We start from the raw sequence: 14,987 nt of genomic DNA on the forward strand, positions 1-14,987 counted from the left end.
AAAAAAATAACGTTTATCAGGATTTAATTAGGGAATTAATTAAAACAACGGACTAGGGTGCCCCCGATTTATTAACCCTTTGATTGAATAATAAAAAACGCCGGCGCTATGCCGGCGTTTGGTTTAAGCAGGAAAATCCGACGCCTTACGCCCCCGGATGTTCGTCTTGATCGACCGCAAAGCAGGCCACCATCTGCTCGCCGTACTGTTTCAGCTGCGGCTGCAGCTGCACGCAGGTGCCGAAGGCGCGGCGGCAGCGGGCGTTGAACGCACAGCCCGGCGGCGGGTTCATCGGGCTGGGCAGCTCGCCGGTCAGCTTGATGCGCTCGCGGCGCATATCCGGGTTCAATCGCGGCGTCGCCGACAGCAGCGCCTGAGTGTACGGATGGCGCGGATTGTTGAAGATCGCCTCTTTGCTGCCCTTTTCCACGCAGCGGCCGAGGTACATCACCATCACCTCGTCGGCGATGTGCTCCACCACCGACAGATCGTGCGAGATGAACACATAGGACAGCCCCAGCTCCTGCTGCAGATCCATCATCAGGTTCAGCACCTGAGCGCGCACCGACACGTCCAGCGCCGACACCGGCTCATCGGCGATCACCACGTCCGGGTTCAGCATCAGCCCGCGAGCGATGGCGATACGCTGACGCTGGCCGCCGGAAAACATGTGCGGGTAGCGGTCGTAATGCTCGGTCTTCAGGCCGACCTTCGCCATCATCTCCAGCGCTTTTTCCCGCCGTTCGGCGGCGCTGAGCGAGGTATTGATCAACAGCGGCTCCTCGAGGATCTGCCCGACCTTCTTGCGCGGGTTGAGCGATCCGTAAGGATTCTGGAACACGATTTGGATCTTCTGGCGGCGCAGTTTCTCGGCTGAGACGTCCGGCTTCAGCAAATCCTGCCCCTGATAGTACAGCTCGCCGCCGGTCGGCACTTCGATCATCGTCAGCAGACGGCCGAGCGTCGATTTGCCGCAGCCCGACTCGCCGACCACCGCCAGCGTTTTGCCGCGCTCCAGGCTGAAGGAGACGCCGTCCAGCGCCTTGACCAGCCGCTCCGGCGCGAACAGGCCCTTTTTCACCGGGTAATGCTTCTTCAGGTCAATCGCCTGCAGTAAAGGTTGATTCTGGCTCATACGGTCGGCCTCCCCGCATCATCCAGCGGTGTGTGACATTTAACCTGACGGCCGGGAATGCTGCGCAGTTCCGGCTCCTCGTTGCGGCAGCGCTCGTTGGCGTAGGGACAACGCGGGTTGAGCAGGCAGCCGGTCGGGCGATCGTATTTGCCCGGCACCACACCCGGCAGCGAAGCCAGCCGCGCCTTGTCGGCGGCGAACTCCGGCAGCGCGCGCAGCAGCGCCTGGGTGTACGGGTGGCGCGGCGCGCGGAAAATCTCCGCCGCCTTGCCGGATTCCACCACCTGGCCGGCGTACATCACGATGATGTGGTGCGCAGCTTCCGCCACCAGCGCCAGATCGTGAGTGATCAGCAGTAGCGCCATGTTTTCGCGCTGCTGCAGGTCCAGTAGCAGTTCGATGATCTGCGCCTGGATGGTCACGTCGAGCGCGGTCGTCGGCTCATCGGCGATCAGCAGCTTCGGCCGACAGGCGATGGCCATGGCGATCATCACGCGCTGGCTCATGCCACCGGAAAGCTGGTGTGGGTACACGTCCAGCCGCGAGGCCGGATCGGGAATGCCCACCTGGGTCAGCAGGTCGATAGCGCGCTGGCGGCGAGTGCGGCGGTTGCCGCCCTGATGCACCTTCAGCGCCTCCATGATCTGGTAACCGACGGTATAGCACGGGTTCAGGCTGGTCATCGGATCCTGGAAGATCATCGCCACTTCGGAGCCCACCAGCTGGCGGCGCTCTTTTTCGGAGATCTTGCGCAGATCCTGGCCGTTGAACTCCAGCTTGTCGGCCATCACCTTGCCGGGGAAATCGATCAGGCCCATGATCGCCAGCGAGCTGACGGATTTGCCGGAGCCGGATTCACCGACAATGCCGACCACCTGGCCTTGCTCCACGCTGTAACTGATGCGGTCTACCGCGCGGAACGGGGTGCCTTCGTCACCGAAGTGCACCGAAAGCTTGTCTACATTCAATAACGCCATCTCTCTCGTCCTCTGTTACTGCTTGAGTTTGGGGTCGAGAGCGTCACGCAAACCGTCCCCCATCAGGTTGAATGCCAGCACCGTCAGCAGGATCGCCACGCCGGGGAAGGTCACCACCCACCAGGCGCTTTGCGCGAACTGCAGCACGTCGGAGAGCATGGTGCCCCACTCCGGCGTCGGCGGCTGCGCGCCCATGCCCAGAAAGCCGAGAGCGGCCATGTCCAGAATGGCGTTCGAGAAACCGAGAGAAGCCTGCACGATCAAAGGCGCCAGGCAGTTAGGCAGAATATTGACGAACATCTGGCGCAGCGCGCCGGCGCCCGCCACCCGCGAAGCGGTGACGTAGTCGCGGTTCACCTCCACCAGCACCGCTGCGCGCGTCAGACGCACATAGTGCGGCAAGGCAACGAAGGTCAGCGCCAGCGAGGCATTGACGATCGACGGCCCGAATACCGCCACCAGCACCAGCGCCAGCAGCAGGCTCGGCAGGGCCAGCATGATGTCGACGACGCGCATGATAATCGCGTCCACCACGCCGCCGAAGTAACCGGCCAGCAGGCCGAATATCACGCCCATGATCAGCGACAGCACCACCACCAGGCAGCCGACCAGCAGCGACAGGCGCGCACCGTACATCAGGCGCGACAGCACGTCGCGGCCCACGTCGTCGGTGCCGAGGATATATTGCCAGCTGCCGCCCTCTTGCCACACCGGCGGCTTGAGCAGCGCGTCGCGGAACTGGTCCGCCGGCGCATGCGGCGCCAGCACCCCGGCGCCGAGCGCGATCACCAGCATCAGAACGATATACACCAGGCCGACCACGGCCCCTTTATTGCGCTTGAAATAGTGCCAGAACTCCTGAAACGGGGTCATTGGCTTCGGCGCACCTTTAACTGCAGACTCAGTGATTTGAGACATGAGAGCGCCCCTTATTTCTTGTGGCGAATACGCGGGTTGACCACGCCGTAGAGCACGTCTACCAGCAGGTTAACCAGAATGATCATACAGGCGACCAGCAACACCCCGCCCTGCACCACCGGGTAATCGCGGCGCTGCAGTGCGTCGATCAGCCAGCGGCCCAGCCCCGGCCAGGAGAAGATGGTTTCGGTCAGAATGGCGCCGGCCAGCATGGTGCCGACCTGCAGCCCGATCACCGTCACTACCGGCAGCAGCGCGTTGCGCAGCGCGTGAACGACGATCACCCGCATGCGGCTCACGCCCTTGGCGCGCGCGGTGCGGATGTAGTCTTCACCCAACACCTCCAGCATCGAGGAACGGGTCATGCGCACGATCACCGCCAGCGGAATGGTGCCCAGCACGATGGCCGGCAGGATCATGTGCATCACCGCGTCGATAAAGTCGCCCGGCTCGCCCCAGATCAGGGTGTCTATCAGCATAAAGCCGGTCAGCGGCTGGCTGTCGTCGAGGAATACCGTGTCGCTGATGCGCCCCGACACCGGCGTCAGGTTAAGCTGCACCGACACCAGCATGATCAGCATCATGCCCCACCAGAAAATCGGCATCGAATAGCCGGTCAGCGAGATGCCCACCGCGGTATGGTCGAAGACCGAGCCGCGTTTGACCGCCGCCAGCACTCCGACCGGGATGCCCACCAGCACCGCGAAAAGCATCGCGCATAAGCCCAGCTCCAGCGTGGCCTGAAAGCGCGGAACGAACTCGCTCCAGACGGAGATGCGGCTTTTGAGTGAGGTGCCCAGATCGCCGTGCAGCACGTTGGACACGTAGGAGAAATATTGTTGATAGAGCGGCTTGTCCAGCCCCATTTCCGCCATCAGCTGCGCGTGGCGCTCGGCGGAGATACCGCGTTCCCCGGCCATGATGGTCACCGGGTCGCCGGGGATCATATGGACGAATGCAAAAGTCAGCAATGTAATGCCGATAAACGTTGGGATAACTAACCCCAAACGTCGGAGTATGAACTGCAACATATCCCGAACTCTCTGTATCAATGCCCGGCAGCTCATCGTCCGCCAGGCTTATTAACGCTCACATGCCTTTGAACGATTCGACGGCCATACGCCGGAGACTGGTCAGCAGGGGCGCAAACCTGTTGCGCCCCTGCAAGTCCATTCGTGCGTCTCCGGTAAAGCGGTCGAAATCAGTCTACAGAGACATTCTCGAAGTGATGCTTACCGAGCGGATCCACGACGTAGCCTTTCACTTCCTTACGCACAGGCTCGTACACGGTGGAGTGTGCGACAATCAGCGCCGGAGCCTGATCGTGCATCACCACCTGCGCCTGTTTGTACAGTTCGATGCGCTTGTCATGGTTGGATTCGGCGCGCGCCGGTTGAATCAGATCTTCAAACGGCTTGTAGCACCAGCGGGAGTAGTTGGAGCCGTCTTTCGCCGCCGCGCAGCTGAACAGCGTGGCGAAGAAGTTATCCGGATCCCCGTTGTCGCCGGTCCAGCCCATCATCACCGTCTGGTGCTCGCCCGCTTTGGCGCGCTTGAGGTATTCACCCCACTCATAGGTCACGATTTTGGCTTTCACGCCGATCTTGGCCCAGTCGGCCTGGATCATTTCCGCCATGCGGCGTGCGTTCGGGTTGTAAGGACGCTGAACCGGCATCGCCCACAGGTCGATGCTGAAACCGTCGGCCATGCCCGCTTCTTTCAGCAGTGCTTTCGCCTTGGCCGGATCGTAAGCGTAATCCTGCACCGCGTCGTTATAGCCCCACATGGTCGGCGGGATCAGGTTCTTGGCCGCCTGGCCCGCGCCCTGATAAACCGCGTCGATGATCGCCTGCTTGTTGACCGCCATGGTCAACGCCTGGCGCACCTTCAGGTTATCCAGCGGCTTTTTCTCGACGTTGAACGACAGGTAACCCACGTTCAGGCCCGGCTGTTCCATCAGGTTGATGGACTTGTCTTGCTTCATGCGGGCGATATCGGCCGGGTTCGGGTACGGCATCACCTGACATTCGTTTTTCTGCAGTTTGGCGTAGCGCACGGAAGCGTCAGGCGTGATGGAGAACACCAGGCGATCGATCTTCGGCTTGGTGCCCCAGAAACCGTCGAACGCCTTGTACAGGATCTTGGAGTCTTTCTGGTATTGCAGCAGCTGGAACGGACCGGTGCCGATCGGATTCAGGTCGACTTTCTCCGGCGTGCCGGCTTTCATCATCACGTCGGCATATTCGGCGGACAGGATGGACGCGAAGTCCATGCCCAGGTCAGCCAGGAACGGCGCCTCGGGGCGGTTCAGCACGAAGCGCACGGTGTTGTCGTCCACTTTTTCAATCTTGGCGATCAGCTTAGGCATGTCCATGCCTTCAAAGTATTCGTAGCTGCCGCCGGACACTTTATGGTAGGCGTTGTTCGCATCCAACTGGCGCTCAAAGGAGAACACCACGTCGTCGGCGTTGAAATCGCGCGTCGGTTTGAAGTCTTTGTTGCTCTGCCACTTCACGCCTTTGCGCAGGTGGAAGGTGTAGGTTTTGCCGTCTTCGCTGACGTCCCACTTCTCGGCCAGGCCCGGCTGCAGTTCGGTGGTGCCGATTTTGAATTCGACCAGGCGGTTGTAGATCGGTACCGAGCTGGCGTCGTAGGTGGTGCCGGAGGTAAACAGCTGCGGGTTGAACCCTTCCGGGGAACCTTCAGAACAGTAAACCAACGTCTTGGCCTGTACGCTGGCCGCCACGGTCAGCGCGATCAGCCCAATACCGAATTTCAGAATCCCCGATTTACCCAAGGAACGTGTCATCGTTAGTGCTCCATTGTGTGATGTGATGTGTGTAATTGCCGCCAGACCTGTATTTTTTATTGCGTGGCCTGTGCGATCGGCGCCCGAAGGCAGAAGGCGTACGAGGAGAGAATGCCGGATGGAACGCATCGCGGCGGGGACGTCTGAGCGCGTGGAATTCACTCAAACAACTCTCGCTCTTACCCCTGAGGCTATCAAGTTGCCAACTGTTTGGGGTGTCGTCAATATAACCAGTGGGGATTTACGCAGACTGTGAGAAACAGCAAACAAACATAAAAAAAACCTTTTGTTAACAGTTACAGCATGAAAATTTATGCTAAGCGGTCATTTTTAGCGCATTGGTCTGACCCTCACAAACTTACTGGTTTTTAACTCCGTTAAAAAACGCCAAAACTTTGTTGCTGAATGATGAATATCTGAACGGTTATTTTTGTGATCGCCGTTAAAGACAGGAGGAAATGCTGAGGGATTACCCAAAAGGGTGAGTCCGATGAGCGCGTTTTGCGCCGGGCAGGCCCACAATCTGTGCGGCGTAAAAAAACTTTCGGCGGCGAAAAAGCCGGGGGCGAAAGGATATCCCCCGGCAACGCACTGCAACCGATTATTGAACGCCGGCGCTGTTGCCCAGGCTGGCGTTCATGCTGTTGAGAATATCGCCGTTGTCCGCGTCGATCTCCCAGGAGAACAGGCCGCCCAACTGCTTATCCAACACGTACTTGCCTTTGGCCTGCACCGAGCGGGCATCGTCGAAGGTGATCAGATCGCCGGTGGAAGGCTTGAACACGTAAGGCGCTTCCGCCGTGGCGTCGTAGGTGTACTGCCACTCGCCGCTCATGAACTGGCTGGCGATTTGGCGGTAGTCCACGATGCCGTTCTCCCAGGTGCCTTTAACCGGCCCGGTGGCGGTGCCGGTGAACGGAATGTTGTTCTGGTAGCCGTTCACCCCGGTCCAGCCGCGGCCATACATGGCGGTGCCGACGACGATCTTGCCCGGCTTGACGCCCTGCGTCAGCAGCGCATTCACGCCGTTCACCGTGGTGTAGGCGGTGTCCGGTTTCCAGGCCGGCGCATTCAGCGCGGTCTGATGCCCCAGGTTCTTCAGATCGAAGGCGCCATAGAAGTCGTAGCTCATCAGGAAGATGTGATCCATCGAGTTCTGCGCGACGTTGTAAGCCACCTTGTCGATCTTGTCCTTACCGGCGCTGATGGCGGAGGTCAGCTCATACTTGCGGCCGGTTTCCGCCGACAGCTGATCCAGCATCGCCCGCAGCTCCTTCATCAACAGCACATAGGTTTCCCCGTCCTGCGGGCTGCCCAGGTTCGGGTTGGCACCGTTGCCGCCCGGGAACTCCCAGTCGATATCCACGCCATCGAAGAACTTCCAGGTCTGCAGGAACTCTTTCACCGAACCGACGAAGCGATCGCGCTTCACCTTGTCGCCCATGAAGAAGAACGGGTCGGACAGCGTCCAGCCGCCAATCGACGGCAGGATTTTCAGGTCAGGATGTGCCTGCTTCAGCGCCATCAGCTGGCCGAAGTTGCCCTTGTAGGGGTCATCCCAGGCGGTCACGCCCTTCTGCGCTTTTTGCAGTGCGGCGAACGGATCGTGGATCGAGACTTTGAAGTCCTCGCGGCCCTGGCAGGAGCGCTGCAATGCCTGGAAGCTGCCTTCGATCTCTTTCAGGCTGTCGTTGATGCCGTTGCCGCCGCAGATCGGGATAAAGCCGTACAGCAGGTGGGTCAGGTTTTGCGCCGGGATCTTGTCGACGGTGAAATTGCGCCCGTAAACGCCCCACTCGACGAAATAAGAACCGACCACTTTGCCGGAGTTCTGTTTATACGGTTTATTCTTTTCCACTAGCGGCTCTTTCAACGGCGCCAAATGGCTGCCGTCGGTGTCGGCCACCACAATTTCGGTGGCGTCGCTGGCGGTGCAGCCGTCGGCATTGCACAACGCCACCTGCATTTGATAACGGCCGCCTTTATTCACTTTAAAATTCGCCGTACCGGAAGAACCGGTTGAAGGGCCGTTCCACACCTCTTTGCCATTTAATAAAATTTTTGCCGTCGTGCCGGTGTCGCCATTCCATAAATTCCAGGAGACCGAAACGTCGGCGGCATTTTTTACCTTCACCAGATTATTATAAGCGGTGGCCGCCTGATCGACTTCGACGATAGCGAACTTGGTGTTGCCCCAGGCGATGGTCGGTTTGCCCGGTGCGGCGGCCTGCGCCGCGGAACACAGCGTGCTGCCGATCAACAGCGCCAACAGCGGTTTATTAAATTTGCGCATAACTGATTCCTTTATTCCAAGAGGATAAACATAAAAGAGTTAATCGACGCCACGCATTGCCGGAGCAAAATGATCCCGCAATAATCCACGAAGATTAACGTTAATAAATAATCACGGTATTTCCCACGCGGCGGGAATAAGAGTTCCCGCGTTGTCCATTCAGACTATAGGTAAAAAAAACATGAAAACAAGAGCGCTATCAACCGGGTTTTATTTGGCAAGCATGAATTTATTTAAATATGAAAATAAGAACCTATTGGGAATAAGGAGTGTGAATTAATTAAGCGTAAAGGATAAATATATTTCACGAGGACGGCAGATTGAGGCACACCATAAAGCGCAGCCGACCGTATCGGCGGAGGTACTCATCCTCATAAACGACAGGCGAAAAAAAACCTGCTTTAAAAGCAGGTTTTTCGAATGGTGGTCGGCGAGAGAGGATTACGCGCATCCTTGATGCGCGCCCTGCGGGCCGTTGCTGAAGCAACGTTGTCTCGCTACGCGAGGCTCGAACCTCCTGCGGAGGTACTCATCCTCATAAACGACAGGCGAAAAAAAACCTGCTTTAAAAGCAGGTTTTTCGAATGGTGGTCGGCGAGAGAGGATTCGAACCTCCGACCCACTGGTCCCAAACCAGTTGCGCTACCAAGCTGCGCTACTCGCCGATGCGGGGCGCATCTTACTGCTGGCGGTTATAGGCGTCAATCACTTTTTTGCCCCTGCATTTCAAGTGGTGATAAAAGCGCCACAATGCGCTGCGCCGGGGGCTGCGCAGCGTATTTTGCTCAGGCGTTGGCCGGTTTCAGCGCCGGCGTCTGCGCACGCAGGAACGGCAGCAGGAACAGCGCCGACAGGCAGGCGGCGATGGAAATCACCACGAAGAAACCGTTCCAGTGCCAGATCTCCATCACCCGTGCAATCGGGTAGCCGGACAGCGCCGCGCCCAGGTAGGCGAACAGGCCGACGAAACCGGTCGCCGCGCCCGCCGCATCCTTGTGCGAGCACTCCGCCGCCGCCATGCCGATCAGCATCTGCGGGCCGAAGATGAAGAAACCGATGGCGAAGAAGCAGCAGGCCTGCAGCAGGTAGGTCACGCCCGGCATCAGCCACAGCGCCGCCACCGACAGGAAGATACCGATGGCGAAGATCAGATTCATCGGGCCACGGTTGCCGCGGAACAGTTTGTCGGAGCCCCAACCGGCCACCAGCGAACCGATAAAGCCGCCCACTTCAAACAGCGAAATGGCCGAGTTGGCGGTCATCAGCGAATAGCCCTTTTCCTGCGTCAGGTAGAGGTTGCCCCAGTCGTTGATCGCGGTGCGCACGATGTACACCAGCACGTAAGAGACCGCCAGCAGCCAGATGTACTTGTTGGTCAGCACGTAGCGTTTGATGATCTCGCGGTTGCTCAGGCCCTGGCCTTCCGATTCCTGCACCAGCTCCATGGCGTCGTTGCGCCATTTGCCGACGCTCGGCAGCCCCAGGGTGGATGGCTTGTCGCGCAGGCGCCAGCACATCAGCAGGCCGAGCACCACGCCGATGATGCCGGGAATGATCATGCCGTAACGCCAGCTGAAGTGCAGCGAGATAAAGCCCACCAACAGCGGGATCAGCGCGCCACCGACGTTGTGCGAGGTGTTCCAGATCGCCCACCAGCCGCCGCGCTCGGAGCGCGAATACCAACTGGTGAGAATTTTGGAGCACGGCGGCCAGCCCCAGCCCTGGAAGAAGGCGTTGAGGATCCACAGCGTACCCAGCATCAGCAGCGACGAGCTGAGGCCGAAGAAGATATTCAGCACCCCGGTCATGATCAGGCCCAGCCCCATAAAGTAACGCGGGTTGGAGCGATCGCTGATCATGCCGGAAATGAATTTCGAGCAGCCGTAGGTGATGTAGAACAGCGTGCCGAGGATGCCGACGTCGGACATCGTCAGGCCCAGATCGCTCAGCATCGCCGGCATGATGAAGTTGAAGCTTTTGCGCGTGAAGTAAAACGCGGCGTAGCCGATGTACATGGTGCACATCAGCTGGATGCGCCAATATTTGTAGCTGGCGTCGATCTGCCGCTGATCGGTGACCTGCGGCGCGTCCGAGCGGCTTTTAAGGAAAGACCACATGTGGAACCTCAGAGGATTGAATAAAGTGCCGCTATGATGCTCCTCGCGCGCGCGGGCGGCTTACGCCGGATTCCCGACGCAGTTAGGAGTTTTTCCTAGTTTTGCGCTTGCGCCGGTGAAACTGTGGGCAAGATCACACTCAAACAGGCGCCCCGTTCAGCGGTGAACCGCAGGCTGCCGCCGAGGGCGCTGATACGCTCCTGCATGCCGCGCAGGCCATACCCTGGCTGATGGTTTTCCGCCTCGAAGCCCACGCCGTTGTCGCGGATGGTCAGGGCGATCAGCGGCGCGGCGCCTTTGCGCTGCTGCAGGCGAGCGTCCAGCTCCAGGCGGCTGGCGCCGGCGTGGCGGCACACATTGGTCACCCCTTCCTGGCACACCCGGTACAGCGTGATTTTCAGCGTTTCATCCAGCAGCTCGTCCGGCACCTGCCACTGCAGGCTGCTCACCAGCGACGCGTCCTGCGGCAGCGACTCCCGCAGCATCGCCGCCACCGCCGCCGACAGCGGCAGGTTGTTCAGCGCCGCCGGCCACAGCTGGGTCAGCACGTCGTGCACCCCGTCGTAGACCCGCAGCGCCAACGCATCGATGGTGTCGGCGCAGCCGATCACCGCCGGTTCCGGCGCCAGGCGCTTGACGATGCTGGCCTGGGTGCGGATCACGGTGATGGTCTGCCCCACCTCATCGTGCAGCTCGCGCGCCACCTCGCGCCGGGTTTGCTCCTCCGCCGTCACCAGCGCCCGCGCCAGTTGGCGGTTCTCCGCCAGCCGCAGCCGCAGCTGCTGATTCAGTTCGCGCTGGCGCTGAATGCCGGCGCCCAGCAGCAGCCCGGTCAGGCTTTGGGCCAGCAGCGACAACAGCAGATCGCGATGCGACTCCGGCTGCGGCGGCTCGTTGACCATCAGCGCCACGCCGTTGAGCAGCGTCGCCAACAGCGCGCCCTGCCAGCCGTAGCGGTAAGACATGAACACGATAGGAATGGCCAGGCAGAACGGCGCGAAACGCCGCAGCTCGGCGGCGTTCACCTGTTGCTGCAGCCAGATGCTGAACGCAAACAGCAGCAGATAGCTGGCCAGGTGGCCGAGGCGCAGCTCCACCGGCTTGTGGATCAGCCCCGGCTCCAGCGGCACCCAGATTTGGCGCGCCAGATAGTGCCACAACAGCAGGCAGGTCGGCGCGATGGTGAAACCGCCGGTCAGGCCGAGCAGCAGCGCGCGGGCGCCTTCGCCGCTCACCAGCTGCCACACCAGCGCCTGCAGCAAGGCGGCGGCGGCCACCACCGCGCCCTGTAACAGCGGCCAACGCCATTCGCTGTCGCTCTGTTGATGGCGCAACAGCCACGGCGAGGCCAGCAGGCTGAGCAGCACCGTCAACACCAGCACCGCCACCGACGCCCACAGCGCCGGGCCGTAACCGAACTGGTCCGCCAGCAGCGCCATCAGCAGCAGATCGGCCAGCAGGATCCCTGGCCAAAAACGGTATGGGCTCTGCAGCAAAATGCCCATGCGCAGGCCGAATGGGAACAGCAGCAGCGCCTGCCAGGGCGGGTCGATCAGCGCGGTGCCGATGCCCCACAGGCAAAACGCGCTGGCGGCGTAGATGAAAAACAGCGCCAGCTGGGTGATCAGGCGCTGCGTCACAGGTTCAGCATCCGTCTGGCCAGCTCGACGTTGTTGTTGATGCCCAGCTTGGCGAACAGATTGGCGCGATGCACATGCACCGTCTTCGGCGACAGCCCCAAGGCGACGGCGATCTCGCGCACTTCCTGGCCCTGCGCCAGCAATAGCGCGATCTCGCGCTCGCGGCGGGTCAACGGATCGACCCTCACCCGCGCCAGCTGCTGCGCGATTTCCGGCATCAGGTAGACGCCGCCGCCCGCGACGGTGCGCACCGCGGTGATCAGATCTTCCGGCTTGCAGCGCTTGGAGAGGAAGCCGCTGGCGCCGCGATCCAGCGCCATTTCCACCAGCGCCGGATTATCGTGCATCGACAGCATCACCACGCGGATGCCGGAGGGAATGTCCGCCAGCAGATCCAGCCCGCTGCCGTCCGGCATCGAAATGTCGCAGATGCAGATTTCCGCCTCCAGCCCCGGCAGGCCGGCGCGCGCCTGCGCTGCGCTGCTGAACTCGCCCACCACCTGAATATCGGCCTCCAGCGACAGCAGCTGCACAAAGCCCGAACGCACAATGTCATGATCGTCGATAAACGCCACGCGCAGGGTCATGGAAATCTCCGGTTAGCAGGGGAAGTGCGCAAGTATACCGTATGCACACACCGGAATAATTGATGAAGAGAATGTATTGGGTGAAATTACCGGGTGCGCAAGGCACCCGGCGGGAAGGATTACAGGCGGGCAGGCGCCGTTTTATCCTGCGGCAGATGGCACCAGTTGTTTTTATCCACGATGCCGCCATCGGGAGACGTGTAGCCGAGGCAGCCGAGGATAGTGTCAAACAGCTCGACGTGGCGATGCGTTTTGCCGATGCGCTGCTGCGCCTGCAGTTGCTCAAAGGCGCTGAGGTGCTGCGGGTTCTCGAGGAACTTGTCCGACGCCCATACGATCATCGGCACGCGGAACTGCTCCGGCGGCGCCATTTCGCGCGGCGTACCGTGCAGGTGCGTGTTCTCGCCGATCGATTCGCCGTGATCGGCGGCATAGAACACGATCGCCTTCTTGTCGCGCACCTGGTCGATCACATTACTGATAAAGCTGTCGGTATACAGCACCGTATTGTCGAACGCATTGATCAGCTGCGCCTTGGTGCAGGAATCGTCCACCCCCATGCACTCCGGCTGATAGCGCGCATAGCTGCGCGGATAACGCTGCGAGTACAGGTAGTGCGAGCCTTTGGTATGCAGGATCACCAGGTGTTTGCCCTTCGGATAGCGCGTCAGCGACTCCTTCATTTCATCCACCAGCAGCATATCGTCGACCGCCTTGCCGTCGTTGCGCTTCTCGGACGCGATCATCTCGCGGAACGAATAGTTGTTCACCTCGGTGTTGTTGTAGAACCACACCTCGCTCTGCATGGCGAACAGCTCGGAAGAGAAGCCCAGATCCTTCAGCACCGCGAACACGTTCTGCTCTTTCAGCGTGCGCTGCGGGTTGTCTTCGGTGCCGCCTTCACGCACGAACATGCAGCGCAGCGACAGCTTGGTGGCGGTGTCGCACGACTCACCGCGGAACGCCACCAGGTTCTTCTCTTTAGACAGCCGCGGCGTGGTATCGCGCTCGTAGCCCAGCATGCCCATGTGATCCCAGCGCGTGGTCTCGCCGATGATGAACACCACGTAGGTGTCGTCGATGTCCGCCGGCGGTACGTAAGTGAAGTGTTTGCCCGGATCGAACATCGTGCTCTGGTCCTGGCTTTCGTCATAACGGGTGTAGGCAAACAGCCCCAGCGCCGACAGCCAGTTGGACGGCAGATACGAGTGTGCCACCACGCCGCCGTAGCTCGGCAGATCGACGTTGGAGAGCTTCTCTTGCACGCTTTGCTCATCGTCCAGCATGCGCAGCGGCAGCCAGACCAGCGCCACCACCGCCAGCAAGACCAGCAGCGGTTTGATGCGATGACCAGGGGTTTTCAGCTGTTCGATCAGGGTGTAACGCAGGCCATTTTTCCAGATCAGCAACAGCGGCAAGGCGCTGAGCGCCACCATCCACAGCACGAAGTGCAGGCCAACCACCTCTTTCGACAGATCGATGTCGGTGGTCATCACCGACACCACGATGCCGTAGCCGATCACCACGTTGAAAAACGTCATGTAGTAGCTGGCAGCCACCGAAATCAACACCAGCAGCGAGGCGACGATGCGATAAAACAGCCGGCCGCCGAGCGATACCAGCCGCATGATGAAGAACGTGAACAGGACGATAGCGATAACTTCCGTCACCGCCGAAATAAGCTTAATGCTCTGAATGCCGTGCGCCAGCGAATCAAAACGGCGATAGAAAACGGACAGGTTTAGAAAGATGCCGATATAGATCGCTAACAATAACGATAAATTCTGCTGTGATAGCGATTTAACTTTGTTCATGTAACGCGGTGGCTCCGGGGACGGTGTAGCGGTTCTGACTCAGTCAGACACTGATTGCGGCTTCTGGTTCAGCCAACCGGCAATAAGCGTTATTTTGCGGGTAATAATCAAGAGAATTCTCACAAAACGGACAAAATTTACCGTTTTTTTGAACGATTTTCAGGCAGGGCACGCAAGAAAATGGAGGGATAAACCCTCCATTTTTTCCAGATTTCGGCAAAAATCTTACTTAACGTTCAGAGTCACATCGATATTTCCACGGGTGGCGTTGGAGTATGGGCACACCACGTGCGCCTTTTTCACCAGATCTTCCGCCACGCTGCGCTCGATGCCCGGCAGCGAGATATCCAGCTGCACTTCGATGCCGAAGCCGTTCGGGATCTCACCGATGCCGACGGTGCCGTCGATCTTGGCTTCGGCCGGGATTTTGACCTTTTCTTTCGCCGCGACAAACTTCAACGCGCCGAGGAAGCAGGCCGAGTAACCGGCGGCGAACAGCTGCTCAGGGTTGGTGACTTCGCCACCGGCGCCGCCCATCTCTTTCGGCACGCCCAGTTTCACGTCCAACACGCCGTCGGAGGAGGTCGCACGGCCGTCGCGGCCGCCGGTTGCGGTGGCGTGAGCGCGGTAAACCACTTTCTCAATAGACATCGTTCATTCCTTCTTGCTGGTTGGCGAGATGACTACGGCTTCCACG

11 protein-coding genes, 1 tRNA gene and 1 other RNA gene are annotated in these 14,987 nt (G+C 59.9%); all 13 read right to left on the reverse strand.

Annotated elements, in window-relative coordinates; translation table 11 throughout:
- Positions 1-145 precede the first annotated feature (145 nt).
- The gene (dppF, locus tag ACUTSC_RS18000) at positions 146-1,135 is read right to left on the reverse strand and encodes a dipeptide ABC transporter ATP-binding subunit DppF (protein WP_197768303.1); all 990 of its coding nucleotides are present in this window, start codon (positions 1,133-1,135) and stop codon (positions 146-148) included.
- Positions 1,132-2,112, reverse strand: a complete 981-nt coding sequence (gene dppD / locus ACUTSC_RS18005) for a dipeptide ABC transporter ATP-binding protein (protein WP_004934132.1) — start codon at positions 2,110-2,112, stop codon at positions 1,132-1,134. The genes dppF and dppD overlap by 4 nt, the downstream gene beginning before the upstream one ends.
- A gap of 15 nt (positions 2,113-2,127) precedes the next feature.
- Positions 2,128-3,030 carry a dipeptide ABC transporter permease DppC gene (gene dppC / locus ACUTSC_RS18010; protein ID WP_025304838.1) on the reverse strand — a complete coding sequence of 301 codons (903 nt, stop codon included), beginning with the start codon at positions 3,028-3,030 and terminating at the stop codon, positions 2,128-2,130.
- Between the two features lie 11 nt (positions 3,031-3,041).
- Positions 3,042-4,061, reverse strand: a complete 1,020-nt coding sequence (gene dppB / locus ACUTSC_RS18015) for a dipeptide ABC transporter permease DppB (RefSeq protein ID WP_197768304.1) — start codon at positions 4,059-4,061, stop codon at positions 3,042-3,044.
- Between the two features lie 170 nt (positions 4,062-4,231).
- Entirely contained in the window at positions 4,232-5,839 is a 1,608-nt protein-coding gene (dppA, locus tag ACUTSC_RS18020; protein WP_107227504.1) for a dipeptide ABC transporter periplasmic-binding protein DppA, read from the reverse strand.
- A gap of 601 nt (positions 5,840-6,440) precedes the next feature.
- A complete protein-coding gene (locus tag ACUTSC_RS18025; RefSeq protein ID WP_197768305.1) occupies positions 6,441-8,132 on the reverse strand; it encodes a glycosyl hydrolase family 18 protein in 1,692 nt (563 codons plus the stop codon).
- A gap of 424 nt (positions 8,133-8,556) precedes the next feature.
- Positions 8,557-8,685, reverse strand: a non-coding RNA gene (locus ACUTSC_RS18030) — RtT sRNA.
- Between the two features lie 35 nt (positions 8,686-8,720).
- Positions 8,721-8,797 (reverse strand) — tRNA-Pro (locus ACUTSC_RS18035).
- 120 nt (positions 8,798-8,917) lie between these two features.
- Positions 8,918-10,249: an MFS transporter gene (locus ACUTSC_RS18040; RefSeq protein WP_107227505.1), complete on the reverse strand. Its 1,332-nt coding sequence runs from the start codon at positions 10,247-10,249 to the stop codon at positions 8,918-8,920.
- A gap of 95 nt (positions 10,250-10,344) precedes the next feature.
- Positions 10,345-11,889, reverse strand: a complete 1,545-nt coding sequence (gene uhpB / locus ACUTSC_RS18045) for a signal transduction histidine-protein kinase/phosphatase UhpB (RefSeq protein ID WP_197768306.1) — start codon at positions 11,887-11,889, stop codon at positions 10,345-10,347.
- Complete coding sequence (gene uhpA, locus ACUTSC_RS18050; protein ID WP_197768307.1) at positions 11,886-12,476, reverse strand: transcriptional regulator UhpA; 591 nt, start codon at positions 12,474-12,476, stop codon at positions 11,886-11,888. The genes uhpB and uhpA overlap by 4 nt, the downstream gene beginning before the upstream one ends.
- 119 nt (positions 12,477-12,595) lie before the next feature.
- On the reverse strand, positions 12,596-14,290 hold the full coding sequence (gene eptB, locus ACUTSC_RS18055) for a kdo(2)-lipid A phosphoethanolamine 7''-transferase (protein WP_197768308.1): 1,695 nt from the start codon (positions 14,288-14,290) through the stop codon (positions 12,596-12,598).
- Between the two features lie 225 nt (positions 14,291-14,515).
- Positions 14,516-14,941 (reverse strand): organic hydroperoxide resistance protein, encoded by a 426-nt coding sequence (locus tag ACUTSC_RS18060; protein WP_004934114.1) that lies wholly within the window; start codon positions 14,939-14,941, stop codon positions 14,516-14,518.
- Positions 14,942-14,987 lie beyond the last annotated feature (46 nt).

It is taken from the genome of Serratia sp. TSA_105.2 (genome assembly GCF_052692115.1).

Coding starts and splice junctions, on each gene's coding strand:
- eptB (WP_197768308.1), bottom strand. CDS start 14,290: ATGAACAAAGTTAAATCGCTATCACAGCAGAATTTATCGTTATTGTTA.
- dppB (WP_197768304.1), bottom strand. CDS start 4,061: ATGTTGCAGTTCATACTCCGACGTTTGGGGTTAGTTATCCCAACGTTT.
- uhpA (WP_197768307.1), bottom strand. CDS start 12,476: ATGACCCTGCGCGTGGCGTTTATCGACGATCATGACATTGTGCGTTCG.
- dppC (WP_025304838.1), bottom strand. CDS start 3,030: ATGTCTCAAATCACTGAGTCTGCAGTTAAAGGTGCGCCGAAGCCAATG.
- dppD (WP_004934132.1), bottom strand. CDS start 2,112: ATGGCGTTATTGAATGTAGACAAGCTTTCGGTGCACTTCGGTGACGAA.
- dppF (WP_197768303.1), bottom strand. CDS start 1,135: ATGAGCCAGAATCAACCTTTACTGCAGGCGATTGACCTGAAGAAGCAT.
- ACUTSC_RS18040 (WP_107227505.1), bottom strand. CDS start 10,249: ATGTGGTCTTTCCTTAAAAGCCGCTCGGACGCGCCGCAGGTCACCGAT.
- ACUTSC_RS18025 (WP_197768305.1), bottom strand. CDS start 8,132: ATGCGCAAATTTAATAAACCGCTGTTGGCGCTGTTGATCGGCAGCACG.
- ACUTSC_RS18060 (WP_004934114.1), bottom strand. CDS start 14,941: ATGTCTATTGAGAAAGTGGTTTACCGCGCTCACGCCACCGCAACCGGC.
- dppA (WP_107227504.1), bottom strand. CDS start 5,839: ATGACACGTTCCTTGGGTAAATCGGGGATTCTGAAATTCGGTATTGGG.